The organism is Dyadobacter sp. HNCC25DJ183 (assembly GCF_056895175.1).
Genome location: NZ_JBXHAP010000004.1, coordinates 599,810 through 625,929 on the forward strand (window position 1 = coordinate 599,810; position 26,120 = coordinate 625,929).

At 46.9% G+C, this 26,120-nt stretch carries 24 protein-coding genes; 12 read left to right on the plus strand and 12 right to left on the minus strand.

Annotated elements, in window-relative coordinates; translation table 11 throughout:
* Window positions 1–49: 49 nt before the first annotated feature.
* Window positions 50–346 (plus strand): hypothetical protein, encoded by a 297-nt coding sequence (locus AC1XTG_RS12980; protein ID WP_056281612.1) that lies wholly within the window; start codon window positions 50–52, stop codon window positions 344–346.
* A gap of 90 nt (window positions 347–436) precedes the next feature.
* The gene (locus tag AC1XTG_RS12985; RefSeq protein WP_056281608.1) at window positions 437–796 is read left to right on the plus strand and encodes a periplasmic heavy metal sensor; all 360 of its coding nucleotides are present in this window, start codon (window positions 437–439) and stop codon (window positions 794–796) included.
* Window positions 797–916: 120 nt separating this feature from the next.
* Here the strand turns inward: AC1XTG_RS12985 and AC1XTG_RS12990 are convergent, their stop codons facing one another.
* From AC1XTG_RS12990 to ligA, 12 genes are all read right to left on the minus strand, one after another.
* On the minus strand, window positions 917–2,512 hold the full coding sequence (locus AC1XTG_RS12990; RefSeq protein WP_484842273.1) for a peptide chain release factor 3: 1,596 nt from the start codon (window positions 2,510–2,512) through the stop codon (window positions 917–919).
* A gap of 139 nt (window positions 2,513–2,651) precedes the next feature.
* The gene (locus AC1XTG_RS12995; RefSeq protein ID WP_409012502.1) at window positions 2,652–3,263 is read right to left on the minus strand and encodes an inorganic pyrophosphatase; all 612 of its coding nucleotides are present in this window, start codon (window positions 3,261–3,263) and stop codon (window positions 2,652–2,654) included.
* Window positions 3,264–3,316: 53 nt separating this feature from the next.
* Window positions 3,317–4,288 carry a glycosyltransferase family 2 protein gene (locus AC1XTG_RS13000; protein ID WP_484842274.1) on the minus strand — a complete coding sequence of 324 codons (972 nt, stop codon included), beginning with the start codon at window positions 4,286–4,288 and terminating at the stop codon, window positions 3,317–3,319.
* Window positions 4,289–4,348: 60 nt separating this feature from the next.
* Entirely contained in the window at window positions 4,349–5,071 is a 723-nt protein-coding gene (locus tag AC1XTG_RS13005; protein WP_484842275.1) for a tRNA1(Val) (adenine(37)-N6)-methyltransferase, read from the minus strand.
* A 4-nt stretch (window positions 5,072–5,075) separates the two neighbouring features.
* On the minus strand, window positions 5,076–5,711 hold the full coding sequence (locus tag AC1XTG_RS13010) for a ribonuclease H1 domain-containing protein (RefSeq protein ID WP_056281596.1): 636 nt from the start codon (window positions 5,709–5,711) through the stop codon (window positions 5,076–5,078).
* Window positions 5,712–5,821: 110 nt separating this feature from the next.
* Complete coding sequence (gene pepT / locus AC1XTG_RS13015) at window positions 5,822–7,060, minus strand: peptidase T (protein WP_484842276.1); 1,239 nt, start codon at window positions 7,058–7,060, stop codon at window positions 5,822–5,824.
* Between the two features lie 24 nt (window positions 7,061–7,084).
* Window positions 7,085–7,549, minus strand: coding sequence for a pyrophosphohydrolase domain-containing protein (locus tag AC1XTG_RS13020; protein WP_056281588.1), 465 nt, complete (start codon window positions 7,547–7,549; stop codon window positions 7,085–7,087).
* A 73-nt stretch (window positions 7,550–7,622) separates the two neighbouring features.
* Window positions 7,623–8,192 (minus strand): MarC family protein, encoded by a 570-nt coding sequence (locus AC1XTG_RS13025; protein ID WP_056281585.1) that lies wholly within the window; start codon window positions 8,190–8,192, stop codon window positions 7,623–7,625.
* Window positions 8,193–8,291: 99 nt separating this feature from the next.
* Entirely contained in the window at window positions 8,292–9,005 is a 714-nt protein-coding gene (locus AC1XTG_RS13030) for an NUDIX hydrolase (protein ID WP_056281582.1), read from the minus strand.
* Window positions 9,006–9,072: 67 nt separating this feature from the next.
* Entirely contained in the window at window positions 9,073–10,134 is a 1,062-nt protein-coding gene (locus tag AC1XTG_RS13035) for an aminotransferase class V-fold PLP-dependent enzyme (protein WP_484842277.1), read from the minus strand.
* Window positions 10,134–11,024: a 4-hydroxy-tetrahydrodipicolinate synthase gene (gene dapA, locus AC1XTG_RS13040; RefSeq protein WP_484842278.1), complete on the minus strand. Its 891-nt coding sequence runs from the start codon at window positions 11,022–11,024 to the stop codon at window positions 10,134–10,136. The genes AC1XTG_RS13035 and dapA overlap by 1 nt, the downstream gene beginning before the upstream one ends.
* A 63-nt stretch (window positions 11,025–11,087) precedes the next feature.
* Entirely contained in the window at window positions 11,088–13,178 is a 2,091-nt protein-coding gene (gene ligA, locus AC1XTG_RS13045; protein ID WP_484842279.1) for an NAD-dependent DNA ligase LigA, read from the minus strand.
* Window positions 13,179–13,347: 169 nt separating this feature from the next.
* Between ligA and AC1XTG_RS13050 the strand changes: the two genes are divergently transcribed.
* The 10 genes from AC1XTG_RS13050 (at window position 13,348) to AC1XTG_RS13095 (ending at window position 26,119) form a co-directional block, all read left to right on the plus strand.
* Window positions 13,348–13,875, plus strand: a complete 528-nt coding sequence (locus tag AC1XTG_RS13050; protein ID WP_484842280.1) for a Uma2 family endonuclease — start codon at window positions 13,348–13,350, stop codon at window positions 13,873–13,875.
* Window positions 13,876–13,921: 46 nt separating this feature from the next.
* Window positions 13,922–14,569, plus strand: coding sequence for a ribulose-phosphate 3-epimerase (gene rpe, locus AC1XTG_RS13055; RefSeq protein WP_484842281.1), 648 nt, complete (start codon window positions 13,922–13,924; stop codon window positions 14,567–14,569).
* A 32-nt stretch (window positions 14,570–14,601) separates the two neighbouring features.
* Window positions 14,602–15,915, plus strand: coding sequence for an apiosidase-like domain-containing protein (locus AC1XTG_RS13060; RefSeq protein WP_484842282.1), 1,314 nt, complete (start codon window positions 14,602–14,604; stop codon window positions 15,913–15,915).
* Between the two features lie 72 nt (window positions 15,916–15,987).
* Window positions 15,988–18,015, plus strand: coding sequence for an OmpA family protein (locus tag AC1XTG_RS13065; protein WP_484842283.1), 2,028 nt, complete (start codon window positions 15,988–15,990; stop codon window positions 18,013–18,015).
* 96 nt (window positions 18,016–18,111) lie between these two features.
* Window positions 18,112–19,971 (plus strand): glycosyltransferase family 39 protein, encoded by a 1,860-nt coding sequence (locus AC1XTG_RS13070; protein ID WP_484842284.1) that lies wholly within the window; start codon window positions 18,112–18,114, stop codon window positions 19,969–19,971.
* Between the two features lie 126 nt (window positions 19,972–20,097).
* Window positions 20,098–20,925, plus strand: coding sequence for a transketolase (locus AC1XTG_RS13075; protein WP_484842285.1), 828 nt, complete (start codon window positions 20,098–20,100; stop codon window positions 20,923–20,925).
* Entirely contained in the window at window positions 20,918–22,912 is a 1,995-nt protein-coding gene (locus AC1XTG_RS13080; RefSeq protein WP_484842286.1) for an NAD-dependent epimerase/dehydratase family protein, read from the plus strand. Before AC1XTG_RS13075 ends, AC1XTG_RS13080 begins: the two co-directional genes overlap by 8 nt.
* A 78-nt stretch (window positions 22,913–22,990) precedes the next feature.
* Window positions 22,991–23,284, plus strand: a complete 294-nt coding sequence (locus AC1XTG_RS13085) for a type II toxin-antitoxin system HigB family toxin (RefSeq protein WP_484842287.1) — start codon at window positions 22,991–22,993, stop codon at window positions 23,282–23,284.
* Between the two features lie 220 nt (window positions 23,285–23,504).
* Window positions 23,505–24,425 (plus strand): transketolase family protein, encoded by a 921-nt coding sequence (locus AC1XTG_RS13090; protein WP_484842288.1) that lies wholly within the window; start codon window positions 23,505–23,507, stop codon window positions 24,423–24,425.
* Entirely contained in the window at window positions 24,422–26,119 is a 1,698-nt protein-coding gene (locus AC1XTG_RS13095; RefSeq protein WP_484842289.1) for a hypothetical protein, read from the plus strand. The genes AC1XTG_RS13090 and AC1XTG_RS13095 overlap by 4 nt, the downstream gene beginning before the upstream one ends.
* The last annotated feature ends 1 nt before the right edge of the window (window position 26,120 follow it).

Here is a 26,120-nt window from a genome sequence, read left to right on the forward strand (position 1 = left end):
TCAGTTTTTTGCAAACACTCTTTTATTCAAAAACAGAACTAATCCCGCTATGACCTACGAGCAATTCAAAGAATCACTCGCACTCAAAATACCACCGGCAGGCATTCCGGAACTACTGAAAGCACTTTGGTATGATGCCAAAGGCGACTGGGAAGCGGCACATAACATTGCACAGAGCGCAGAAGGAACGCGGGAGTACGATCGCCTGCACGCCTACCTGCACAGGGTCGAAGGCGATACATTCAATGCAGGTTACTGGTACCGGCGCGCAGGAGCTGATGTTTTCAAAGGCTCATTGAAAGAAGAATGGGAAAGCCTGACGCGCACATTGCTGGAAACTGCCTGACTACTTCTTTGTTCCTGATAATTAATAATATACCCGCTTAAACCCAAGCACGGTTTTTGACTCTAACCCTGGTATCTAAATGAAAAAACCATGAAGAAAATCGTGTTTGTATTTCTATTGACCTTCACGACTCTCGCTGGATTTGCACAGCGTCAGGGAGGAGGCAATATGACAGCGGAGCAGCGTGCCGAAAACCAGACCAAAACGCTCACCGAGAATCTGAACTTATCAGAAGACCAGAAGAAGCAGGTTTACAACCTGAGCCTTGCCCGTGCCCAGAAAATGCAGGAGTTAAGAAACGCACAAAATGCAGACCGCACAGAAATGCGCGCTTCAATGGAAACCTTCAACAACGAGCTGTCGAAAATACTGACAGTGGAGCAGCAGGAAAAATACAAAACCATGCTGGAAGACAGAAGAGGAATGCGGGGCGACCGGCCGAAGAGGTAAGTTAGCTTTTGTCATGCTGAGCGCACCGGGCCGCCGGGCGGTCGAAGCATAGTGCATTGTGCTTCGACTGCGCTCAGCATGACAAAGTAGCTCAGCATGACAAATTCATTCATTCATCGCCTAAATCGCCATTTCTGTCTTGAACTCCGAAGTAAAATGGAAATGAATGGCTGGATTATTCTCGCGGTTCATGCGGATCATCCATTCTGATTCGGCTAGGAAAACTGGGTTGCGGTCTTTGTCGTAGGCGATCTGGTTTCCTTTGAGTCTGATAAACTGATCCATTGCCGGCTTTTCGTCGGCGGTAAGCCAGCAGGCGCGGGAAATGTTCATGGGTACCCAGCGGCATTTGGCGCCGTATTCGTGTTCGAGCCGGTATTGGATTACGTCAAATTGTAGTTCTCCCACCGTACCCACAATCTTCCTGTTACCCAGATCCAATGTAAAAAGCTGGGCGACACCTTCGTCTGTAAGCTGCTGAATCCCTTTTTCCAATTGCTTGGACTTCATCGGGTCCATGTTAATGAGCTCTTTAAATATCTCAGGAGAAAAACTTGGGATCCCCGAGAATTGCAGGCTTTCCCCTTCTGTCAGGGTATCGCCTATCTTAAAGTTACCCGTATCGTAAAGTCCCACCACGTCTCCCGGGAAACCTTCGTCCATCACGCTTTTATCAGAAGCCATGAATGTAAACGGACTTGAAAACCGTACTTCTTTACCCAATCGCACGTGCTTGTAAAACTTACCGCGCTCAAACTTACCTGAACAAATGCGCAGGAATGCAATGCGGTCGCGGTGCCGGGGGTCAAGGTTCGCGTGGATTTTGAATACAAAACCTGTGAATTTTGGTTCAGTAGGCTCTACTTCGCGCACATCTGTCGGGCGTGGCTGTGGTATGGGCGATATTTCGCAGAACGTATCGAGCAATTCTTTGATACCAAAGTTATTGATCGCACTGCCGAAAAATACGGGTGCCAGCTCGCCTTTCTGGTATGCTTCTTCCGAAAATGCATCATACACACCTTCTACCAACTCCACATCCTCAGTCAGCTGCTCTGCATCTTTTTCTCCTACCAGGTCCACCAGGCTTTCATCGTCCAGACTTACCTTGGCAACATTGCTTTCAATTTTGGTTTTATTGATCTTGAAGAAATACAGCATGTGTTCGTACAAGCTGTAAACTCCCTTAAAATTGGCTCCCATATTGATCGGCCACGTGAGCGGACGAACGCGGATGCTCAGCTTGCTTTCAAGCTCATCCAGCAGTTCAAACGGGTTCTGACCTTCGCGGTCGAGCTTGTTGATGAAAATGATAACGGGCGTATTGCGCATCCGGCACACTTCCATTAATCTTTCCGTTTGTTCCTCAACGCCTTTCACGCAATCCACAACGAGGATTACACTATCGACAGCCGTTAATGTCCGGTAAGTATCTTCTGCAAAATCCTTGTGACCTGGTGTATCAAGGATATTGATCAGCAGGTCTTTGTATTCAAAGGTCATCACGGAAGTAGCCACCGAGATACCCCTTTGTTTTTCGATCTCCATAAAGTCGGAGGTCGCTGTTTTCTTGATTTTATTTGACTTAACCGCCCCGGCTGTCTGGATCGCGCCACCGAATAGCAGCAGCTTTTCCGTGAGGGTTGTCTTCCCAGCATCGGGGTGGCTGATGATCGCAAATGTGCGGCGCTTTTTTATTTCCTGTATATTACTCATGAAGTATGGAGATACTGATTTCAGAGATTCTGATAATTCAAAATTTCCGCAAAGATACGAATAAAAGAAGAGCCGTCCCTATCGGAAACGGCTCGAATATTCCATTGTTATACTGCTATTCTGGCTGTAAATCAGACGCTCAGTAGAATGAATGTTTGTAATCTTCCACAGAGGTCATGATTACTTCCAAAGCCTCATCGCGACCATAAACATTGGTGATTTCAATGTGAGCAGCTTCTCCCGGAAGGTTTTTGTAAGTAAGGAAGTAGTGTTTCAAACGCTCCACGATACCCTCAGGCAATTCAGCGATATCAGAAAATCCACCGTAAACTTCATCTCCTTTTAACACAGCAATGATCTTGTCATCTGCTTCGCCGCCGTCAATCAGGCGAATTCCTCCGATTGGCTTGGCTGTACAAAGGATATCCCCGTGTGAAATGATCTTTTCGCATAATACCAGGATATCCAGCGGGTCACCATCGCCCTCAGTCACATCGCGACCTGAACGCTCGCGCGCCAATGCAGCGATTTTGTCGGCACAGTAGGTTTTTGGAATAAAGCCGTAAAGCGCGGGAACGATGTTGGAGTACTTTTGCGGCCGGTCGATCATCAGGTAACCTGTCGCTTTATCTATTTCGTATTTTACTGTATCAGTAGGAACAATTTCAATAAATGCAGTTACAAGCTCGGGTGCGTTGTCTCCCATTGGAATTCCATGCCAGGGATGTGCTTTGTGTACGTTAGCGATCATTATCTGTGTAATAGGTAATATTTTTTATCTTTTTTGATTAAATAAATTCAGTTTCAATTCCCCACCCGCTCAGAAATGTTGTAGTCACCTGTTTTGGAAACAGATTGTTTAACAAAGAGCTCACCCAGAAAACCTGCAAGAAATAACTGGGAACCGACCATGATCGCAACAAGCGCGAGGAAAAATAATGGGTTGTCGGTTACATTACGGTAAGGCAGAAAATGGTAAATATTGTATATTTTCTTACCAAGAAGCCAGAATGCTATAATGGTTCCCAGAAAAAACATAAGGGTTCCCAGACTACCGAATAAATGCATCGGCCGACGCCCAAACTTATTCACAAAGGCAATTGAAAGCAAGTCAAGAAAGCCAAAAATAAAGCGCTCCAGACCAAATTTGGTGTGCCCGTATTTACGTGGACGATGCTGCACAACCTTCTCCCCTATTTTGGCAAAGCCATTCCATTTGGCGATTACCGGAATGTAACGGTGCATTTCGCCGTAGATCGTGATGTTCTTGACGACCTCTTTACGGTACGCTTTCAGCCCGCAGTTAAAATCATGCAGATACACACCTGAAATACTCCTGGTAGCTGCATTGAAGATTTTAGTAGGGATTGTTTTGGTAACGGGATCGAAGCGTTTCTTTTTCCAGCCCGAAACAAGATCGTACCGCTCCTGCGTGATCATCCGGTACAGCTCGGGGATTTCATCAGGACTATCCTGCAAATCGGCATCCATTGTGATAATTACATCGCCTCTTGCAGCCTGGAAACCTGTTTGTAATGCGGCTGTTTTCCCATAATTACGAACAAACCGGAAGCCGCGAATGCTGGCATTTTCTAATGAAAGCCGGGAGATAACCTCCCAGGATTGGTCTTTACTACCGTCATCTATGAACAGTATTTCGTAGGAAAACCCATTTTCGTTCATCACCCGGCCAATCCATTCACTAAGCTCTGGGAGTGATTCGTCTTCATTATAAAGCGGAACAATAACGGATATCTGGATAGCTGAATGGGTCATGAATAATCTGCAATGGCGCGGACTGGATTTATAATGCCGCAAAGTTCGCTTTTTTCCCGATCAAAATTTTAAATAAAAGTCTTTCAGCAGCTCCCTGAATTTCGGATCGTGCGTAATTCCGTCTTCCTGGTAGATGTTTAGGGTTCCGGTTACTGTATCACGGGTGGGGCAGGCTGCATTTCTAAACTCCATTAAAACACGGAAAGCCTTTTTGTCAGTTTGGTGAAAAAGGGTTAGTTCCTGGTCCAGTCGCCAATTTTGTTCAGCTGCCATTTTCCTGAACTGATTTCCTTCATCTACCGGCAACAAAATCACAAACCTGCCTTCGGGCGCAAGAAGCCTTTTGATTGATGCCAACAGGGATACAAAATCAAGTGCTTCTGCATGATGCGCCAGGTTCACCTTCCCGGCAGGAGAACGTAGATCGGATTGGAAGAATGGCGGATTTGTGATAATCAGATCATATAAATGCTCCGAAGTAAAATCCTGAATGGCAGCATGAAACAATGTAATTCGCCCATTGAACGGACTGTTTTCCACATTTTCACCGGCCTGATAAAAAGCCTCGGCCTCAATTTCAACGGCGTCGATAGCTGCGTATGTATTTCTTTGCGCAACCATTAACGACAGTAATCCTGTTCCGCTTCCAATGTCAAGTATCCTGTCTGCATTCTCAACGTCCACCCAGGCGCCGAGCACGCAAGCGTCCGTGCACACTTTCATGGCGCATTGGTCCTGCTGCACAGTAAATTGCTTGAACTGGAAATGTGTGTTTCTGGCCATTATTTCATTTTCTTCCAAAGTCCGCAGGGTTCTCGCCCCAGTACTCCGTTTCCCATTTCAGGATTTTGTTAGGATAAGTATTACTGGCAAGCCACCTTTCAGCGCGTTGGAGCATTTCAAAGACGGGCTTGTTTCTGGGTGTCAATGCCAGCTTGGTATTCGCATGCTTTTTCTTGATCCAGCCGATCGCAGTGCGTGAATCGCTGTAAATGGGAAGGTCACTTTCGTTTTTCTGCAAGTAAGCCAGCGCATGTACGATCGCCAGAAACTCGCCAATGTTGTTGGTACCGTCTTTAAAAGGTCCCTGCAAAAAAATCCGTTTCCCGGTTGCATAGTAAATCCCCTGGTACTCCATATCGCCGGTCGCAGTGTTCCAGGCTGCGTCCACAATGATACTGTTCTTGATGGGCTTACCTACCGAAGCAGGCGCCTCTTTCAACACAGGTTTACTTTCTTTTTTTGTCACAAACTCCCAGTAATCCCGCTGTATCGCCTTCTCTGCCTCTTCAATGGATTCAAAAGACTTGTAGCGCGCATCTTCAAAGCCTTTGATCTGGGCTTCACATTCTTTCCAGTCCGTGAAAACCCCGGTCTTCCTGCCCTGCCACACTACGTAAAATTTGGTCTTCTTTTGAGACATCTTTTTAATTATGAATGATTTAATGAATGGGGAGAAAGGAGGAAAGGGAAGATGGAGGAAGGGGAAAATAAACTCATTTTCTTCCCTTCCTCCTTCCTCCTTCCTCCATTTTAGCTCTTCTCCTCCCAGATCTCCGCTAAATTGACGATCGTTTCCACGGCTTTTTCCATATCCTGCACCGATACCCATTCTAACTTCGAATGGAATGCGTGTTCGCCGGCGAAAATGTTGGGGCAGGGTAAGCCCATGAACGACAGGCGGGAACCGTCGGTACCGCCTCGGATGCTTCTGCAAACCGGAGTAAGTCCCGCGCGTCGCATTGCTTCCTCCGCATGAGCGATAATCTCGGGGTATTTGTCCAAAACCTCCTTCATATTGCGGTATTGCTCCTGCACCTTAAAGTCAGCTGTGGAGTTGGGATAGGCTTTCAGCACTTCGTCCACTATGCTTTTGAGGTATTCCTCTTTTTCGTGCAGACCGGCTGTTGTGAAATCCCGTATAATAAAGCCGAGTGTCACTTTCTCCTGGATACCTTCTATATGTGTCGGGTGAATGAAGCCCTCCTTGTTTTCGGTCGTTTCCGGTGACAATGTATCTTTCGGCAAACGCGCGATGATATCTGCGGCTATCTTCACTGCGTTCTCCAACTTTCCGAGCGCGTACCCGGGGTGGGTACTCACGCCGCTGATCGTGATTTTCACGCCGTCAGCAGAGAAAGTCTCGTTTTCAAGTGTTCCGGCAGCTTCACCGTCAACCGTGTATCCATAGTGAGCTCCCAGTTTAGCCAGGTCAACCCGCTCTGTACCACGACCAACTTCCTCATCGGGCGTAAAAAGTATCTTGATTTCCCCGTGCCTGATCTCAGGGTGGTTGATCAGGTACTCGGCAGCGGCCATTATTTCGGCCACACCTGCTTTGTTGTCGGCGCCGAGCAGGGTTTTTCCGCTGGCTGTAACAATGTCGTTTCCGATCTGCTGATCCAGGTCGTGTAATTCCCCTGGTCTTAAAACCTGTGTATGATCGTCAGGAAGCACAATGTCGGTCCCATCCCAGTTCTCGTGCACAATCGGCTTCACATTCGCGCCGGTGACATCCGGGGATGTATCCACGTGCGAGCAAAAGCAAATCACGGGCACATTGGTTTTGCCGGAATTCGATGGAATGGTCGCATACACGTAACCGTGCTCGTCTACATGCGCGTCAGAAACACCCATCTGAAGCAATTCCACCGCGAGTAAGTTGCTCAGGTCGCGCTGTTTGGCTGTACTCGGGAAGCTTTCAGATTCGGGGTCTGATTGCGTATCGATCTGCACATACCTGAGAAACCGTTCGAGAACTGATGTTTTCATATTGAAATCTGTTTGAGAACGAGATTAACCGATAATGGAAGCCAGATCAGCCGGCGAGTAGTTGATATTTTTCAAAGTCTTATCGTCGGAAGTTCTGTATACCAGATACTTACCATTATCTTCTTTAAAATAACACTCTGTACCTTTTGCCTGATAATGTGCTACGGTCGCTTCTGCTTCCTCCACTGTCAGACAGGCTTTTGACATATTCGAGCGCTGTACCTCGTCAAACAGCTCCCTGAATTTTTCGCCTAATCCAAATTCCAGCACAGCGCCTGATAATACATATTGTAAATCGCAAAGTGCGTCTGCTACTTCAACAATGTCCTTTTCAAGAATAGCTACTTCGAGCTCTTTCAATTCCTCCGCCAACAGCGCCACACGCAACCGGCTGCGCTCTTCTGACGGGATAGCAGGTGCGGCTACGATCGGGTGTTTGAATGTTTTGTGAAATTCGGCGACTTGGTTAAGGCTATCCAGTTGTTGCATTGCTATATACTTTCTGTTAGTTTAAATATTTGATTATTGAGTGTCAAATGTGACTACACCGCGGGATTTTCTTTTACAAAACCAGATTGGTCTTGAACAATTTGATTGCGATCGCCAGCAGGATGATCCCGAAAATTTTCCGGAGTACATCCGTACCACCCTGACCGAGCTTTTTTTCAATCCAGGTCGATGATTTCAAAACCAGGTACACGAAGAACAGGTTGAGCAGGATGCCGACGAGAATGTTCTGGATCTGGTAAGCGGAACGCAATGCGAGTAAGGTGGTCATGGTAGCAGCCCCGGCAATAATGGGAAAGGCGATCGGAACAATGGAGGCAACGCCCACATCAATGTTATCGTGCTTGAAAATGTTCCTACCCAGGATCATTTCCAATCCCAACAAAAAGAGGATAATCGCACCCGCAATGGCGAAAGAAGCCACATCTACCCCAAAAAGACTCAGCAGCCTTTCGCCCAAAAAAAGAAACACGACCATGATGATTCCGGCCGTGATCGTCGCTTTTTCAGATTCTATCTTGCCAAGTCTTTTCCTGAAATCAACAATTACCGGCAGCGAGCCAAGTACGTCAATCACGGAGAAAAGAATGAGGGTGACGGAAACGATTTCTTTGAAATTGAACATGCGGCGACCATTGAGGTAGAACCGCAAAGTTGCTCAAAATCGTTGTATTTCGTCTAATATATTAAGACGAAAATAGGTCATTACCGTCACGGTAACTGATTAAGAGCCGCTTCCGGGAAGGAAGTTCAGGAAGGTGTTAAACTGCTTTTTGTACTTCTCTTCGTCGATTTTGTAAAAGAATGCGCCCTTTTTGGAGTATCCCTTTTGCTTTTCGTCGAGCTTGATCAGTAAGTTGGTGGACAGCAGTTTGCGGCTGAAATTGCGCTTGTCGAGTTCAGTTCCAAAAATTGCCTCGTAAAGCTTCTGTAATTGCGGAATAGTGAATTTCTCGGGGAGCAGCTCAAATCCGATCGGGTGCTGGGAGGCTTTGTATCGCAGGTGCTGGATCGCCATATCCACCATGGAACCGTGGTCAAACAGCAGCTTTGGAAGCTCTTGTACCGAAAACCATTGCGCCTCAAAATTCCTGGAAATCTTGTGCGCGTAATCCTCCACATTAATCAATGCGAAATAAGCCACTGAAACTGTGCGCTCTACGGGATCGCGATCGGGGCTGCCGAAGGTATGCAGCTGTTCCAGGTAAATGTCTTTGAGATTGGTAAGTTCGAACAGAATGCGGGAAGATGCGCCTTCCAGACTTTCGTCGGGCTGCACCCAGCCGCCCATTAAAGACCAGGTCCGGTCTTCATCTTCGATCCCCCTTTTAACGAGCAGTAACTTTAATTCTTCCCCATCAAAGCCGAAAATGATGGAGTCCAGGGCCACGAGGCATTTTGTTTGCGCCTGGTATTGCTTTAATAGGTCTAAACGCACAACTTAAAATTGCGGGAAATGGTGTTGATTTTATTTACTAAATACAAACCTTTCCGTTTACTACTCATTACTGCTTTCGCGCCATTTCAGCGAGAAAATACTGCAAAGCCGCTATTTCCTGGTCGGATATAGCAGGGAAATTCGCGATCCGGAAGCTGGTATCCTTATGTTTTCCATATCCGTTCCCGAGTGTGATCCCGTTCTTCCTGGCCGCTTCTTTGATCTCCGTGATCTTCTGCGGCGTGTTGGTCACCGCGATCACCGTTTCAGACCGGGCGGCTTCGTTCTTTACCAGCAGGTTATACTTGTTGGAAGACAGGAACCGGTACCAGCCAGCACTGCGTAATTTGGTTTGCTCAGCTACCTCGCTGATGGGCTTTACCTGCTGCATGATCTTGTTGAGCAGGTAGATACACAATGTGTTAGGTGTAAATGGAGTCTGATTTTTGAGGAAGTTCTCGCGTATGAAAAGCAGACTGTTGTAATGCTTTTTCTCCCCGATCTCCTCGGCGCGTTCAATTGCTTTTGGTGAAACAATCATCACGCCCATTCCAGCAGGAAGACCAAAGCACTTTTGTACCGATGCATACCAGATATCCGCTGACTCCCAGGGCAGTGCCACGCCCGCCATGGAGGACGTCGCGTCCACCGCAATGAGGTTATCTCCCTCCGATCTCAAAGATTCCAGAAATCCTGCGGGAAGCGCGGTTCCGTTGGAAGTTTCATTATGGGTAAGACAAATCACCTCGCTGCCGGAGAGTTTGCTGGCAAATGGAAGATCAGGGAGCTCATTCATATCGAATGAGAGTCCGCTTGCGCCCGACGTAAGCTTCTGGGTGTACTCCATCCACTTTTCACCGAATGCACCATTGTAGATGTGCAGGCTCGGCACCGATATCAGCGATTGCGCAATAATCTCCCAGCATTCAGTGGCTGAGGAAACAAAATAAACTTCGTAATCCGCAGGAACGTCCAGTTTGGATTTCAGGTTGCTGATGGTTTCTTCCATCATTTGCATAAAGGAACCACTACGGTGGTTCGCACTGATCACTCCACTTTCAACCGCTTCCTGCAAATATTGACCAACCTCATCGTAAACTTTGGAGGGCCCGGGATAGAATGTAATCATTATATAAATCCTTCGCGTATCATCGATTTTTCAAGCTTTTCACCAAGCTCCTGAGAAGCTTTCAATAGTGGCAAGCGTACATTTGAGCTACATATTCCTTTTATTTCCAGGCATTTCTTGATCCCAACCGGATTGGATTCGATGTAAAGCAATGTATCGAACTCCAGGAATGAGAGCTGCAATCTGGCGGCTTCCCTAAAACGGCCTTCGAGCGCGTGCCAGGTTAGTTCACCAAACTCTTTCGGAAATGCATTGGCGATAACTGAAATAACTCCGTGCCAGCCCACACTGATCATGGTGGTAACAAGGTTATCATCTCCCGAAAGCAACAGAAAATCGTCGGGAACACGCGCGGCAAGCTCCATACTTTGCTCTATACTTCCGCCCGCGTCTTTGATCCCGATGATATTGGGATGAGCAGAAAGCCTCACAATCGTATCTGCTTTCATATTGATGACCGTGCGGCCAGGAACATTATAAAGCAGCACAGGAACAGGCGAAGCGTCGGCAATCGCTGTGAAATGCGCGATAACACCTTCCTGGGTTGGCTTATTGTAATACGGACAAACAGAAAGAATCGCATCGACACCGGTGAAATCAGTTTCTTTAATGCATTCCAGTACTGCGCGGGTATCATTTCCGCCGACACCGTACACGATAGGGAGCGACTTGTAGTTGTTCTTGATCGTAAATGCCAGGATTTCACGTTTTTCGCGGGAAGATACGGTCGGCGATTCGCCGGTTGTTCCCTGTACGACCAGGTAGTCACTACCGCCTTCACTTACCAGGTCGATCAGCTTTTTCAAACCTGTATAATCTACTTCATTCTCTTGATCGAAAGGAGTGATCAATGCGGCACCTACCCCTTTGAAACGTTGATCCAATGGCATTATTAAACTATATAATTGGTTGATTTTCGAAAACGCAAAGTTAGCTTTCTAAGTCGTTTTACCTTACTTATTATCGATCATTGCCAAAAATTCTTCCTCCGAAAGAATTGTCACACCGAGCTTGCGTGCCTTTTCCAGTTTGGAAGGGCCCATATTGGCTCCGGCCAGCAGGTAGTTCAGTTTCCCCGAAACGCCGCTCAATACCCGGCCTCCATTGGCTTCAATCTTCTCTTTCAGATCGTCGCGCTCGAAATTTTCAAATACGCCTGAAATCACAAAAGTTTTACCTTCCAGCACATCACTCTCCTTTTCCACAGGTTTTTCATTGCTCTCCATTTGCAACCCGGCGGCTTGCAGGCGGGCTACAAGCTGCTGGTTTTCGGGCACGCTGAAATAGGATTCAATGCTCATAGCAATGCGCCCGCCAATCTCCGGAACTGCGACCAGCTGATCGTAGGTTGCATTGCGGAGCGCTTCAATGGATTTGAAGTAAGTAGCCAGCTTTTCAGCCACAGTAGCGCCTACAAAGCGGATACCCAATGCAAAAAGGACATTCTTGAAAGGTACTGTTTTCGAGAGGTCAATCCCTTTCAGGATATTTTCAACCGTTTTTTCACGAAAACTGATCTTCTTAACCTTACCTGATTCTTCATTAACAATGCTCTTTTCGATACCTAACAGATTACCTTCATTTAGATCGTACAAATCTGCCGGCGTATTTACCAACCCCAGGTCAAAAAGCGTCTCGATCTTACCCTCGCCCAAACTTTCGATGTTCATTGCTTTCCGGTGAATGAAATGCTCGATCCTGCCTTTCAGCTGAGGCGGGCAGTGGCTGTCGTTCGGACAAAAGAATGCAACCTCTCCTTCATTCCGCTGCAGCTCGGAGCCACATTCGGGGCAATTTGTCGGAAATACGATAGGTTCAGTGGGGAACAGTTCGCGCTGGGTCACGTCCACGCCCGTGATTTTGGGAATGATCTCTCCGCTTTTTTCTACAAATACGGTGTCGCCGATTTCTACGCCCAATCTTTCCAGCTCGTTTGCATTGTGCAGCGTCGCCCTTTTCACGCGGGTACCCGACAAATGCACACCTTTCACATCTTTGTACGGGAGCGCACGTTCTGTCAGATCACAAAGGTTCGCAACCGGCGTAATCGCGCCCGTTCTTCCCACCTGGTAGGTAACCATTCTGAGGATAGCCGGCTTGTTTTCTGCTTTATATTTAAATGAAATAGCCCAGCGCGGACTCTTGGCAGTAAAGCCCAGCTCCTGCTGTTGCTCAAATGAATTGACCTTGATCACAATACCGTCGGTCGCGAGCGGAAGGGTCATTCTTTTTTCTTCCCATTCGTGGATATAAGCGATTACCTCGTCGATATTGCTGACCTTTTTCCAGCCGGGCGAAACATTGAAGCCCCAGGATTTCAGCGCAAGCAGACTTTCCTCGTGACTTTTGAAAAATGCATTATCAGAAAGGAAAGAGTAAATGTAACAATCGAGCTGGCGGCGGGCGGTCTCAGCAGAATCCTGTAATTTGAAAGATCCCGAAGCCGCATTTCGCGGGTTTGCATACTGGTTTTCACCCAACGTGTCCATTTCTTCATTCAGCTTCTGGAATGAGCTCAGCGGCATAAAACCCTCGCCGCGGATTTCAAAAAGGGGCGGGAGCTTGTCGGATTTCACGCGTAATGGTAAGGTCCTGATCGTTTTTACATTGGTGGTAATTTCATCCCCTCTTGTGCCGTCGCCGCGCGTTACTCCTTTTACCAGCACGCCGTTTTCGTATGTAAAACTCAGGGATATCCCGTCAAATTTGAGCTCGCAAATGTATTCATAAGCCTCTCCGTCGAGCCCGCGCTTTACCCGGTCGTCGAAATTGCGGAGTTCCTGTTCATTGTAGGTATTGTCAAGCGAGAGCATGGGATACCTGTGGTACACGGTATTAAACGACTTGGTGATCGTCCCTCCCACGCGGTGCGTCGGTGAATCGGGTTGCCTGAATTCCGGATTTGCGTCTTCCAGTGCCTTCAACTGCTTTAAAAGCTGGTCGAACTCGTAATCAGAGATTTCAGATACGCTATCCTGGTAGTAGCGGTAGTTGTAATGGTTCAGCTTATCGGTAAGCTCCTGGATCTGCTGTTCGGGACTCATGCGGAATGGCGTTATGGATTCGGCTCAAATTTAAGATTTATTTAAAATTTTGATAATCCGATGTGACCTGATCGAAATCTGTGCGTCTAAACGAAAACACCTTCTTGAAGCCAGATGAATTCTAGTTCGATTTTATGTATTTTCGTAAAAGGCACTGAAAATGAAAACAATGGAAACAACTGTTTTTTACAATCCCGATCTCACGCAGATCATCAACGGAGAGGAAGTAATGTCGCCTAGCCCAAAGCTTTCTCACCAGCGGATTTTGATAAAGTTGCTGCGTGAGCTGGCAACTCATGTTGAAAACAATGCGTTAGGTGAGGTTTTCACTGCACCTTTGGACACAATATTGGAAGAGAAATTCAACGTCTTGCAGCCAGATATCCTGTTTGTTTCAAAAGAACAAGCCGATATCATGCAGGATTGGATCAGGGGCGCACCCGCGATGGTGCTCGAAATCATTTCAAAAGGTTCGTACCGATTGGATACGGTTGTAAAAAAGGCTATTTACGAAAGGTACGGTGTGCAGGAATACTGGATTGTGCTTCCTGAAAAGACTGTGATTGAAATATACACCTTACAGGCGGGAACATATCAGCTTCATCGGGCATTCACAACTGGCGACACGATCAATTCGCCACTCTTCCCTACGATTGGTTTGGCTCTAAGTCCTGTATTTAACGTTTTAAATAAGTAATTCCTTAATTTCGCCGGATATCGTTTTTACAAAAAGAAGATTTCACATGGCCGAAATTGCCCCTTCCATACTAGCTGCCGACTTCGGCAATCTGCAACGCGATGTTGAAATGCTGAATGCAAGTTCGGCCGCATATATTCATGTAGATGTGATGGACGGTGCCTTTGTTCCCAATATTTCTTTTGGAATGCCGGTCTGCGAAGCAGTTCATAAACACGCTCGCAAGCCGCTCGATGTACACCTGATGATCGAGCAACCGGATCGTTACTTTGAAGCATTTAAAAAAGCCGGAGCCTGGGGATTGACCATTCATTACGAAGCTTGTACGCACCTGCACCGGAACATTCAGCATCTGAAAGAACTTGGCTTGTCAGCCGGTGTCGCTTTGAACCCGCATACGCCTGTTGAGCTGCTTACAGATATTCTCGAAAATGTTGACCTTGTGCTGATTATGTCTGTAAACCCGGGGTTTGGCGGACAAAAATTCATTGAAAATACCTATAAAAAAATCGCAAAGGTGAGCGCGCTTCGTGAAAAATTTGGGTATTCATTCAAGATTGAGGTAGATGGCGGCGTTAATCTGGACAATGCACCACAACTTGTTAAACAAGGCGTGGACATTTTGGTAGCCGGCAGCTTTGTTTTCAACTCAAACGATCCTGCGGCCACAATCGAAAAGTTAAAAAACAGCTAGTAAGATCTCAGCTTCCGCACAAAAATTTGAATTTGAACTTGGTACAAAAAATCAGGAGCTGCCGCGCGCAGTTGCTTTTACCCGCATGCCTGGGAATACTGATTGCCTTTTGTCTGGGCTTTGTGCATCCATTTAAGTCAACCCAGGAGGCTGCACCCAAATTTCCATTGAAAATCAGTCCCAACGGGAGGCATATTACCGATAACAACGGGGTTCCGTTCCTGATGGTAGCCGACGTGGCCTGGCAAATGCTGCGGCGGCTGAGCTACACGGAGGCTGTTCAATATATAGATATCAGGAAGTCGCAATCCTTCAATACCTTCCTGGTGCAGCTGCTGCCCATGCTGCCAAACCAGCGCAACTTCAACAAGGTCCCGCCTTTTATCAACAATGACATTACCAAGCCCAACAAAGCCTATTTTGACTATTTTGGCAAAATCATAGCAGCCGCCAAAGAAAGGAACCTGGTTGTGGGCATTGTCGTATCCAGAAAAAGCTGGAACGTCATTTTCGACACCTATAATGAAACTGCCTGGAAAGAGTACGGTACCTACGTCGGCAAGGCTTTTGCCGGTTACTCCAACGTTATCTGGATCGTAAGTGAAGAAGAATACCAGAGTGCCGCGCAATTTGGCGCAATTGCGGAAGGGATCAGGTCGGTTTCGGAGGGACAGATACTGGCTTCGCTGAATACCTGCTCACCTACTAACCTGAATGAGAACCCCTCGAATTTTTCAAGTCTCAAATTTATCATTCCGGATTCGACAGTCACTCCTTCCGAGTACGCTGCATTGGCCAACTGGCAGAAAAACTCGGCAGAAGCTACATTAAGGCCATTTTTAATCGCAAACTCGGAGTTTCCAAGAGAGATTACCGATCAGTCTTCATTGATCCGGACACAGGCTTACCAGTCTATTATGAGCTCTGCTGCAGGATTTTGCCACATGAGCACGATCAAGAATTTTAATCCGACCTGGAAAGTCAATATCACCAAAGATGGCGCAGAGTATATTCATGAGCTGGTGAAAATCCTTAAAGGGATTCCGTGGGAATACATGCAGCCCGACAAGCCCGACCTGCTGCCCGATTCCATTGACAAAGCGGATATCGGCATTGTTTCACTGTCCAATAAACGAATGTGCATGATGTACCTGCCCGAGTCCAGGCCTGTCAAAGTGGATCTGAAGTACTTACACGGAAGTGAATTTGGCGCTGTCTGGTACAGTCCGCGCACGGGCCGCAGGTGGGACGGCGGAAAGTTCAGCACGGCAGAACAGGTTGTGGTACAACCACCCGACTCACAGCCCGGCTGGGACTGGATATTGCTGATCGGCTCCAAACAGTAAGTTTGGCATTCATCTGTATTCTTAATAATATTACTAGATACTGACTTGCCTCTGCCGGAAAGGAGCGCCCCCATGAATTTACTGACACGATTTATTACATTTTGCCTGCTTACCTCCGTTTTTCCCCATTACAGTGAAGCTCAGGAGGTAATATGGGCCAGCAAAGTACTTGGCTACTCTTCTGAATTACGGCCTTCTGCATTCGGCCACGCTTCCCGCGCCAAACAAATCCTGGGTGAACCAAATAAGCTGCCCGATTTCGGGACAAGTCCCTGTGCATGGTCGCCCGCCGAGGCGGACAACAGAAGTGAAGACTGGATCAAAGTCGGATTTGAAAAAGCCATTCCTGCAAAACAGATTGCAATAGCTGAGAATTTTAACCCGGGAGCGATTGTGCGGGTATATGCTTACGATCCTTCGGGCAAAGAGTACCTCGTAATGGAGGCGCCCGCCAGTCAGCAAACTGTGAAAGGACGGATGCTGCGGATTTTTCCAAAGCAACAAAACCTGATGGTCAATGCAGTGAAGCTGGTGATGCAAACCGGCAAAGTGTCAGGCTTTAATGAAATTGACGCGGTAGGGATTTCGGAAAGTCCCGAACCGATTGAAGCCCGCATCAATGTAGCGACAGGCATTGACTTTAAGTCAAAGAAGGAAAATCTGGGTAGCGCGATTAACAGTAGCGGTCAGGACGTGGCGCCGGTCATTTCGCCAGATGGAAAAACCCTTTTCTTCACCCGCAGCAATTTCGCCGGCAATGTAGGTAACCCGGCCATGCAGGACGTTTGGTTTTCGACAGCTAATGAGAAAGGTCAGTGGGCAAATGCAGTGAATATGGGTTCGCCGATCAATAACGCGGGACCCAATGCTGCGACCAGTATCTCAGCCGACGGCAAAACGCTTTACCTGATCAATGTGTACCGTCCTGACGGGAGTATGTACTTCGGGTTTTCCAAATCATTTAAAACCAAGACAGGCTGGTCTTTTCCTAAAGAATCCAAGATCCTGAATATGCTTGAAAAAACGGAGAGTGTTGAAATCACCGTTTCCCCATTTGAGAATGTACTGATCATTTCGATTCAAAGACCGGACACTGAGGGCGGCAAAGACCTTTATATTTCGTTTTTACAAAAAGATGAAACCTGGACAGAACCGCGCAACCTGGGTTCTCTGATCAATTCGGCCGATGACGAGGGTACTCCTTTTCTGGCGCTGGACAATAAAACGCTGTACTTTTCCTCCTTCGGGCACAGCGGCTACGGACGCGGAGATATTTTCCTGACAAGGAGGCTGGACGATACCTGGCTGAAATGGTCGAAACCGGAGAACCTGGGACCTTCTATTAACTCGCCTTTGTGGGATGCATACCTGAACGTACCTGCAACCGGCGATTATGCATACTTTGCCGCAAGCGAAAAAACACCGGGTACGGAGGACATTTTCAGGATAAGAATGTCGCCGGAGATCAAGCCGGAGCCTGTGGTGATCGTAGCAGGCAATGTGTATGAGGCAGAAACGACCAAGCCGGTCAAATCCGAGATTGTTGCCGAGATCAAGAAAGATAACTCGGTTTTCAGCAAAGCGACCTTTGATCCTGAAACCGGCGAGTACCGGCTCATTTTGCCATTGAAAGAAGTTTACAAAGTAGCCGCTTCCGGGGAAGGTTACTTCCCGATCTCAGAAGAAATAGACCTGATGGGTGACACCGGTTTTAAAACCATACGTAAAAACCTTTATTTACAACCAGTAAAAAAGGGAGCGCAGATTCGGCTGAGCAACACCATGTTCGCACAAAGCAGTGCCACTGTGATAGAAACTTCCTTTCCGGAGCTCGACCGCATTGTGAATGCGATGAAGACTTACCCGACCATGGAAATACTGCTGGAAGGACACACGGATAACCAGGGTGAAGTACAAAAAAATGTGAAGCTGTCGGCTGACCGGGTGGCCGAAGTGAAGAAGTACCTGCTCGCAAAAGGCATTGAAGAAAAACGCATTCAAACCAAAGCCTGGGGACCGGCCAGGCCGATTGCAAGCAACCAGACCGAACAAACGCGCCAGCGGAACCGCAGGGTAGAATTTACGATTCTTAAAATCTGAAAAATGCCCTGTTAAGGAAATTTGTTTATTTTCGCGGCTACTTGATATGTTAATTCCGTGCATTTTCTCAAAACGGAACCCACCAGCAAACATCTGATGTCCCAAAATTTCACAAGCGAAAATCTGCGTTCCTGGCTCATTTTAATTGTCATTCTGATTGCCGGAACCGCATTAAGATTATATCGTCTGGACCGGTTCAGCATTTTTTTTGATGAGAAAAGTACGATGGTTGTCAGCCAGGGAATTGTCCTGGAAGGCGCGAATCAAAAGCCGGTTTATTCAACGCAAAGACTTGCGATCAAGGAGTTTTGGAAAACGCCTCCACTGGATTACAGACCACTGCAGGTAATACGCTCTTTTACCTACGAAGAAATTCCGACTGCCCGCGCGTTTACCCCTGCTGAATTCTGGGCACCCAAAACAATTAACGATTATTACGACGCCCTGACGCGCAGCGATATTGGTAACAGCCCGTTCTATTACCTGCTCCTGCACATCTGGATGGACATTTTTGGCTTGTCCGACTACTCCGCCCGATCTTTCTCGGTGCTGCTGAGTGTGATGATCATCGGTTTGACTTACCTGTTTGGCCGACGCTTTTTCAGTGCGAATACCGGGCTGATCGCAGCTGCCATTGTTGCTGTCGAGCCATTTTTCATTGCATACAGTCACCAGGCGCGCAACTACTCGCTTACTTTTTTCCTGACGCTTCTGGCGACGTATTTCTTTCTTCAGATCATCGAAAACAAAGCGAGCAAGCAAAAAACGGCATTGTTGTACCTGGGCTACATTCTATCTGCAGGGCTAGGTTTGTTGTCGCACTTTCTTACCATTTCCGTTTTGCTTGCACACGGTGCGTATGCACTTTTCTTTTTGAGGAGTATAAAAGGCTGGATCAGAATGGCGCTGGCCGCAGTGGCTGCATTGTCGGGACTTACCTGGTGGCTTACTTTGGGAGGCGGTAAATACACGTTATATACGTTAAAGGATCAGGCGGACCTTTATAAAAGAATGGCGGAGACGATGCCTCTAAACAATCCTTACGGAACAATCCTGCCAGCTACCCTCGGCAATGTATTTCAACGTGCATTACCGATTTTCACCGATCTCGTCATCTTTACAAATGGGCTTACAGATGCATTGGGCGGGAAAAGGAATATTGTAGTCGCAATTGCTACGGGCTTGCTGCTCATCCTCTGGTTTCGTTTCAGAAATCACATCAAGGCGCCGGAACATATTAAAGACAAAGTACCTTTCCTGTTCATCATTCTTGCCGGGCTGTTTTACAGTCATCATAAGCTGCAGTTCAGCATCTTCTCTGTCAGCATTTTTGCATTGTCGTTTATTCCCGATATACACCGGGCTGCCAGTACTGAGGAGCGTAAGAGATTGTGGATGCTCTATTTAATGGGACTGATCCCTACTTTTTTCCTGATCTTCATGGCATTCCGCGCGGGGCACACGTATGGTTTGAACCAGCGCTACCCGGGATTTTCATTTCCTTATGTAATTGTTTTGTTAAGTCTGCTGCTGCAATACTACCGCAAGCTGCAACTTGGATACAGGGTATTACTTTACGTGTTCCTGGCAATTCAGCTGTGCTTTGTAGGCTTGCGTCTGCGGGAATTTTACCAGGACCGTTCTACCAAATACGGCTATTTCGCGGAGCCTCGCATATCGAATCCCTATTACGCAGCAGCGCAGAAGATCAAAAGCACCTATCAGGAGGGAGATACCATCCTTTATCCCGCGATCAAACTGATAGCGAGGCGTGAAATGGATAAAACTTTCCTTCCCTACTCTGTTCAGGACGCTCAGTTGACCAACCTGTACCTACCCAAAAACGCACAGTACATCCAGGTAATGGACACGACTGAAACAGACCTGATCAGGCTCAAAAAAGCAGGACAGCCGGTACCGATCGTAATTGTCAACCTGAAAGGTGTCCGTTACTGAAAACCCGCCAGCATAACCTGCCCTTTTCAAAGCCGTCCAATAAGATTTCGTATATTGCGCACTTAAAACACACGATTTGACCGTTATTTTGTGAGCAGTTCCCTACAATTGATATACACATCACGCATGACCGCAGAAGAGATATTGAATGATCCACGGCAAATAAGCGGTGAGCTCCGCGTTAAAATCCTGGGTTTATACCATAAAGCCAATGCCGGCCATATCGGCTGCTCCCTGAGCTGCATCGATCTGATGATCGCAGTGCTTTTTCTTCAAAAATCGGTTGACGATACTTTTATCCTGTCCAAAGGCCACGCAGCAGCTGCACTTTATGCCTGTCTGAATGCATTGGGCGAAATCACTGACGAAGAGCTGGATACCTTTTATCTTGACGGCACTACATTGCCTGCCCACCCTGCCCCACGCCAGTACAAGGGAATTCCTTTTGCAACAGGTTCACTGGGTCATGGTTTGCCTATCGCGACCGGAATTGCGCACGCTGCCAAGGTAGCAGGAGAGGAAAGCTATTCCTATGCATTGCTTTCTGATGGCGAAACAAACGAGGGTACTACCTGGGAAGCAGCCCACTATGCCATTCAAAATCAGCTCGATAACCTGATGATGATCGTCGACAAAAACGGTTTGCAGGGTTTTGGCTTTACGGATCAGGTTTTAGGTGAAACAGCTTCTGTTGAAAAATGGAAAGCGATTGGTTTTGAAACCATTGAAGTGGACGGTCACGATATCGTATCCATCAGTATGGCGGTGAATGAGCTGAAAAGCCACAAAAATGGATTACCAAAAGCAATTATCGCGAATACGGTAAAAGGCAAGGGTGTGTCCTACATGGAAAACAAGCTGGAATGGCATTACCTGCCGATGAACAAAGACCAATATGAGCAAGCAACCCTTGAAGTAAAGGAGCGCTATTTTAATGAATTGACGAATGCTTGACCATTTACCGGTTTACCGCGAAAAAATTGAAAGTTTAAAAGGGCCAATTTTCGTTTTCGGAGCCAGCGGCTTTATCGGCGCCAATCTTTTCAACGATATATTCAAGATCCGTAAAGATTGCTACGCATTGACACACGATGCGACCAAAGCCTGGCGGTTGAAGCTGTTGAATGTGCCCTTCGAAAATATTGTGCACTGCGATATCCTTTCCAATAACTCTGTTCAGGAGATTTTTGAAAGATACAAGCCCCAGACCATATTTAACCTGGCTGCTTATGGCGCTTACAGTAAGCAAAGCAATGTCAATCTGACCTACGAAACCAATGTAATCGGAACTGCCAATATCCTGCAAAACTGTACACCCGAAATGGTTTACATTCATGCGGGCAGCAGCTCGGAATATGGTTTTAACTGTACTTCTCCGAAGGAAACCGACCGTGTGGAGCCAAACAGCCACTATGCAGTTTCTAAGGTCTCGGCAGCCTATCTGCTTGAATATTATGCCAAAGTTGCCAGTCTGAAAACACTGAATCTTCGGCTCTATTCCATTTACGGGTACTGGGAAGAGCCAGACCGGCTGATCCCGAAGCTCATTGAAAATGCGAGAAGAAAGGAGCTGCCTTCGCTGGTTTCACCAGATATCAGCCGGGATTTTGTTTTTATAGAAGACTGCGTCGAAGCATTTCTGGATGCCGCGTTGAAGATCAGCCCAGCAACATCCGGCAGGTCATATAATATTGCAACGGGCAAAAAGACCACGATGGGCGACCTCGTGGATGTTACCCGGGCCACATTCTCTATTACGCGGGAACCGCAGTGGGGCAGCTTTTCAAACCGCAAATGGGACCTGGCCGAATGGTATGGCGATCCCTCCGCTTTCGAGCAGGATTTTGGCTGGAAAGCGCGGACTTCACTGGAAACCGGATTATCGAAATACAGTGCGTGGCAGGAAAGTATCAGCTACGAGAGTAAGGTAATCCCCGCATTTGAAAACCCGAAACTGAACCCGGTAATTACGGCGATTATCGCGTGCTACAAGGATGCGCAGGCGATTCCTTTTATGTACGACCGGCTGGTAAAGACCTTTAATGAACTTAAAGTACGCTACGAGATCATATTTGTAAATGACAGCTCCCCTGATAATCAGGAAGAAGTTATTAATAAAATCTGTGACAAAGACCCGAATGTAGTGGGTATCAGTCACTCCCGCAATTTCGGGTCCCAATCAGCTTTTCTGAGCGGAATGGAAATCGCGACCGGCGATTGCGTGGTTTTAATGGACGGCGATTTACAGGATCCGCCTGAAATTATCCCGGCATTTTACGAGAAGTGGATGGAAGGCAATGATGTGGTTTACGGTGTGCGCGTGCAACGCGAGATGAAGCCGCACATTCATTTTTTCTATAAGACATTTTATAAGGTTTTCCAGGGCCTCAGCTACATTCCCATTCCAAGGGACGCAGGCGATTTCTCGATGATCGACCGCAAAGTGGTTAAAGAACTCGTAGACCTTCCCGAGACGGAGCAATTTTTGAGAGGACTTCGGGCGTGGGTCGGTTTCAAGCAAACCGGCGTACCTTATGTGAGACCTGAGCGGATGTTCGGAGTATCAACTAACAACTGGACAAAGAACATCTGGTGGGCGAAAAAGGCTATTTTCTCGTTCAGTTTCGCGCCGCTTGAATTAATGAGTTACGCAGGTTTTGCATTGACCGGACTTTCGATTCTGGGAATTATCTGGCAAATACTGGCAAAACTGTTCTTTTTCCCGAATACTCCACAGGGTATCAGTACGGTAATTGTATTGATCGTGTTTTTCGGCGGATTAACAATACTGGGAATTTCGTTCCTGGGAGAATACATCACCAAGATCTTTGAAGAGACCAAAAAACGTCCCAAATACATTCGCACCAGGATCAGGCGAGGCCCTAAATCCTACAAAACAGCAGAAGAGATTCGCGCATTGGTAAAGCAGTTAAGGAAGTAAATAGTAGTAAACCATAACAACTCAACATTTTGAAATTTTCGATAAGTATTGAATATTTTCCAAATCCTGAGGGCCTTCATGGTAATTATCAAACAAAAAACGCTGCATACCTACCAATTGAAGTACCCTGCGGCTGGAAGCGCGATCAGTGAGTGGGCACTGAAAACGGAAATCGCAGATTGGGCAAATTTTAGTGAAGTTAAAGCTGTTTTTAATAGTGTTGATTTTGCAGGCGACAACCGGTACATTTTTAACATCAAGGGAAATCAGTACCGATTGATCGTAATGATGTTTTTCTCAGTCCGGACGGTTTACATTCGCTGGTTTGGAACACACGCAGAATATGATAAAATTGATGTTCAAAAAGTTTAAGGATTGTACTATGGAAATCCGGAACGAAACTGATTATCAGAAGGCTTTCAAAAAAATTGACAGCCTGGTTGCGGCTAGTTTCGAGCGATCGGAAAGTCAGCAGCACGAATTTCTTGAACTCGCGAAAGCTATTCAGGAGTATGAAAAAAAACATTATCCATTACACTCTTTCGAGACGGAGAGAGCTACTCATAAATAACAGTTTGATTCATCATCAACAATGAGAAAAGAATTTTCAAATGCCATGGAACAACTTGCAATGGAAGACGATTCAATCGTTTTCATTACAGGTGACCTGGGCTATAATGCATTGGAAAACTTGCAGGCGAAATTGGGCAAGCGGTTTATTAACGCTGGCGTGGCCGAACAGAATATGGTCGGAGTAGCAGCCGGTTTTGCACACAAAGGCTATAAGGTTTTTTGTTACAGTATTGCTCCATTCATCGTTTACCGCTGTCTCGAACAGTTCAGGAACGATGTGTGTTTCAACAATTTACCTGTTTTCCTTGTAGGCAACGGAGGAGGTTATGGTTATGGAATAATGGGAAGCAGCCACCATACCATTGAAGATCTGGCTTGTCTCAGCGGACAGCAAAATGCCAATGTGTGGGTACCTGCATTCTCTGATGAAGTGGAAGCAGTTGTAAGACAAATTGCTGCTGACAGCCGGCCGGCTTACCTGCGTCTCGGTGCCGGAAAAACAACACCGGCAAACAGCATCGCAACAGGCTCTTTCAAGATCATTCACAAGCCTGACAATGCCGATATCACAGTTTTTGCATTAGGTCCGATTGCCAACAATGTGCTGGCAGCTCTTTCTTTATCTCCCGAACTTGCGGCAAAAGTGAACGTGGTTACTGCCCTGCATTTTCCATTGACAATCGAAAACGATCTTGTTGAGCTGATCAAAAACGCACCGGCTATCCTGGTTGCCGAGGAACATATCAGCACAGGCGGGCTCGCACAGCAGCTTTCAGTTCAGTTGCTGGAAAATGGCATTGCTCCGCGCGGTTTTAAGAGTTTGAAAGCCGAAGGTTACCCTAACAGTCGCTACGGAAGTCAGACCTACCACCAGAAGCAATCCGGCCTAGATCCTGATTCCATTTTCACGCATTTAAATCAATTACTTATACCGGCATGACAAAAAAGGCTTTAACTATCATTCTGAGCCTGATCCTTTTGCTACCGGTCCTGATTTATTTTACGGTCTGGAACTACTACGCTATCAATATCCCCAAGTGGGACGACCACGCATTCAAGGCATTTATCATTGAATACAGCCAGGCAGCTGACTGGAAAGGCGAGCTTCGTGCGCTGTTGCGGCAGCATAACGAGCACAGGATCGTCCTTACCCGCATTTTCGCGTGGCTGGATTTCTGGATATTCGGGTCGCTGAACTACAAGCACCTGATGATCTGCGGGAACCTGTTACTCATCGGCGTGATCCCGCTTTGGTTTGAGTTATTGAAAAAGAACAAAAAGCCACTTTTCGCCTTACTGCCTGTCCCCTTTTTGTGGCTTACGCTTGCATTCTGGGAAAATATGTATTGGGGAATGTCGGCAGTGCAGAATTTTGGGGTAGTTACACTGACGCTCTGGACAATGTTCCTTTGTGTGAAGCCCAAAACGCTCCCATTTGTCATCTCACTATTCCTGGCGGTACTCACAATGCTTACGAGCGGAAATGGGCTCCTGGTGCTACCGCTGGGCGCATTGCTCTTGTTTTTATCAGGCGACCGGAAACGTTTTGCAATCTGGATCCTTTGGAGTGGTGCCGCTGTTTTCGGCTATTTTTCGACTTACGAGAAGTTCGATAATAACCCGGTTACAAGGGCTGGCGTTTTTCAGCTGATCAAAGGTTATATGTCTTTCCTCGGCTCTTTTGCAGAATCATTCCCTGTACTCGACCACTTCAAGGTTTGTTTCTTCCTGGGTATTGTCCTGTTCTTCGTGGCCGTCTCAATTGTTTCAACAACGCTTTTCAGGATTGTCAGAAATAAATACACGAATAAGTTTGAGAAAACAACTGACTTGTTCTGCCTGGGAACTGTATTGTTCATTCTTGGAACTGCGCTGATCGTTGTTTATTCCCGCGCCGGATTCGGCATCGAAACATTGGTTACGAGCCGTTATAAGATCTACTCGGTCCTGCTGCTGCTCGTCGCCTACCTCTACGTGGTAATACCGATCAGGGGTTCGTTCCTGACACCGTACATTACGGCAATCGTCTTCCTTGCTGTGGTTTTCAATGTTTTCAGCTATCATTACCACCTTGTAGATGCCTACAATCTTCGTAAAATGCTGGTGACCGCACAATTCAACTCGACGTTTACGGACAAGTCTTTGCATTACCCTGCCGATACATCCTTTGCAGCCAATATCGTTGAGAAAACACCTGTTATTTACGATAAATGGCTTTCACTGATCAGCATTGCAGACAGGCAGAACTATGCCGGCGGATCACGCGGAATGGTGGAGCTGTTTGACAATACCACATTCAAGAAAGGTGAAAAGTCGCTGCTGGTCGAAAACAACCTTTTCAGCAGTCAGCGTTTACAGGACAGCGGTGTTTATGTGCTGCTGAGCTCAAAAGACCGGTATTACATCTTCCCGGCTTACAGGACACGCAATAAGAGCCGCAAAGAGCTGTTTTTAAAGCAATACTACTTTTCGAAAGGTTTTTATGCGGATATCCCGTTCACAGAACCGATCGAAAAAGGGGTGTATAATGTGGCATTGATCCGTCAGGACGGGGATAACACCGGTATACTTTTCAAAGACGAAAAAATCACGATCAATCCGATCAAAGCCAACAAGGTCAGGGTAAACTGGTAAA

Bases quoted from the DNA above. Each gene is read 5' to 3' on its own strand.
- AC1XTG_RS13010 (WP_056281596.1), bottom strand. From the start codon at position 5,711: ATGTCTCAAAAGAAGACCAAATTTTACGTAGTGTGGCAGGGCAGGAAG.
- AC1XTG_RS12995 (WP_409012502.1), bottom strand. From the start codon at position 3,263: ATGATCGCTAACGTACACAAAGCACATCCCTGGCATGGAATTCCAATG.
- ligA (WP_484842279.1), bottom strand. From the start codon at position 13,178: ATGAGTCCCGAACAGCAGATCCAGGAGCTTACCGATAAGCTGAACCAT.
- dapA (WP_484842278.1), bottom strand. From the start codon at position 11,024: ATGCCATTGGATCAACGTTTCAAAGGGGTAGGTGCCGCATTGATCACT.
- AC1XTG_RS13070 (WP_484842284.1), top strand. From the start codon at position 18,112: ATGTCCCAAAATTTCACAAGCGAAAATCTGCGTTCCTGGCTCATTTTA.
- AC1XTG_RS13080 (WP_484842286.1), top strand. From the start codon at position 20,918: ATGCTTGACCATTTACCGGTTTACCGCGAAAAAATTGAAAGTTTAAAA.
- AC1XTG_RS13005 (WP_484842275.1), bottom strand. From the start codon at position 5,071: ATGGCCAGAAACACACATTTCCAGTTCAAGCAATTTACTGTGCAGCAG.
- AC1XTG_RS12980 (WP_056281612.1), top strand. From the start codon at position 50: ATGACCTACGAGCAATTCAAAGAATCACTCGCACTCAAAATACCACCG.
- AC1XTG_RS13090 (WP_484842288.1), top strand. From the start codon at position 23,505: ATGAGAAAAGAATTTTCAAATGCCATGGAACAACTTGCAATGGAAGAC.
- pepT (WP_484842276.1), bottom strand. From the start codon at position 7,060: ATGAAAACATCAGTTCTCGAACGGTTTCTCAGGTATGTGCAGATCGAT.
- AC1XTG_RS13020 (WP_056281588.1), bottom strand. From the start codon at position 7,549: ATGCAACAACTGGATAGCCTTAACCAAGTCGCCGAATTTCACAAAACA.
- rpe (WP_484842281.1), top strand. From the start codon at position 13,922: ATGGCCGAAATTGCCCCTTCCATACTAGCTGCCGACTTCGGCAATCTG.
- AC1XTG_RS13050 (WP_484842280.1), top strand. From the start codon at position 13,348: ATGGAAACAACTGTTTTTTACAATCCCGATCTCACGCAGATCATCAAC.
- AC1XTG_RS13085 (WP_484842287.1), top strand. From the start codon at position 22,991: ATGGTAATTATCAAACAAAAAACGCTGCATACCTACCAATTGAAGTAC.
- AC1XTG_RS12985 (WP_056281608.1), top strand. From the start codon at position 437: ATGAAGAAAATCGTGTTTGTATTTCTATTGACCTTCACGACTCTCGCT.
- AC1XTG_RS13095 (WP_484842289.1), top strand. From the start codon at position 24,422: ATGACAAAAAAGGCTTTAACTATCATTCTGAGCCTGATCCTTTTGCTA.
- AC1XTG_RS12990 (WP_484842273.1), bottom strand. From the start codon at position 2,512: ATGAGTAATATACAGGAAATAAAAAAGCGCCGCACATTTGCGATCATC.
- AC1XTG_RS13000 (WP_484842274.1), bottom strand. From the start codon at position 4,288: ATGACCCATTCAGCTATCCAGATATCCGTTATTGTTCCGCTTTATAAT.
- AC1XTG_RS13065 (WP_484842283.1), top strand. From the start codon at position 15,988: ATGAATTTACTGACACGATTTATTACATTTTGCCTGCTTACCTCCGTT.
- AC1XTG_RS13035 (WP_484842277.1), bottom strand. From the start codon at position 10,134: ATGATTACATTCTATCCCGGGCCCTCCAAAGTTTACGATGAGGTTGGT.
- AC1XTG_RS13025 (WP_056281585.1), bottom strand. From the start codon at position 8,192: ATGTTCAATTTCAAAGAAATCGTTTCCGTCACCCTCATTCTTTTCTCC.
- AC1XTG_RS13075 (WP_484842285.1), top strand. From the start codon at position 20,098: ATGACCGCAGAAGAGATATTGAATGATCCACGGCAAATAAGCGGTGAG.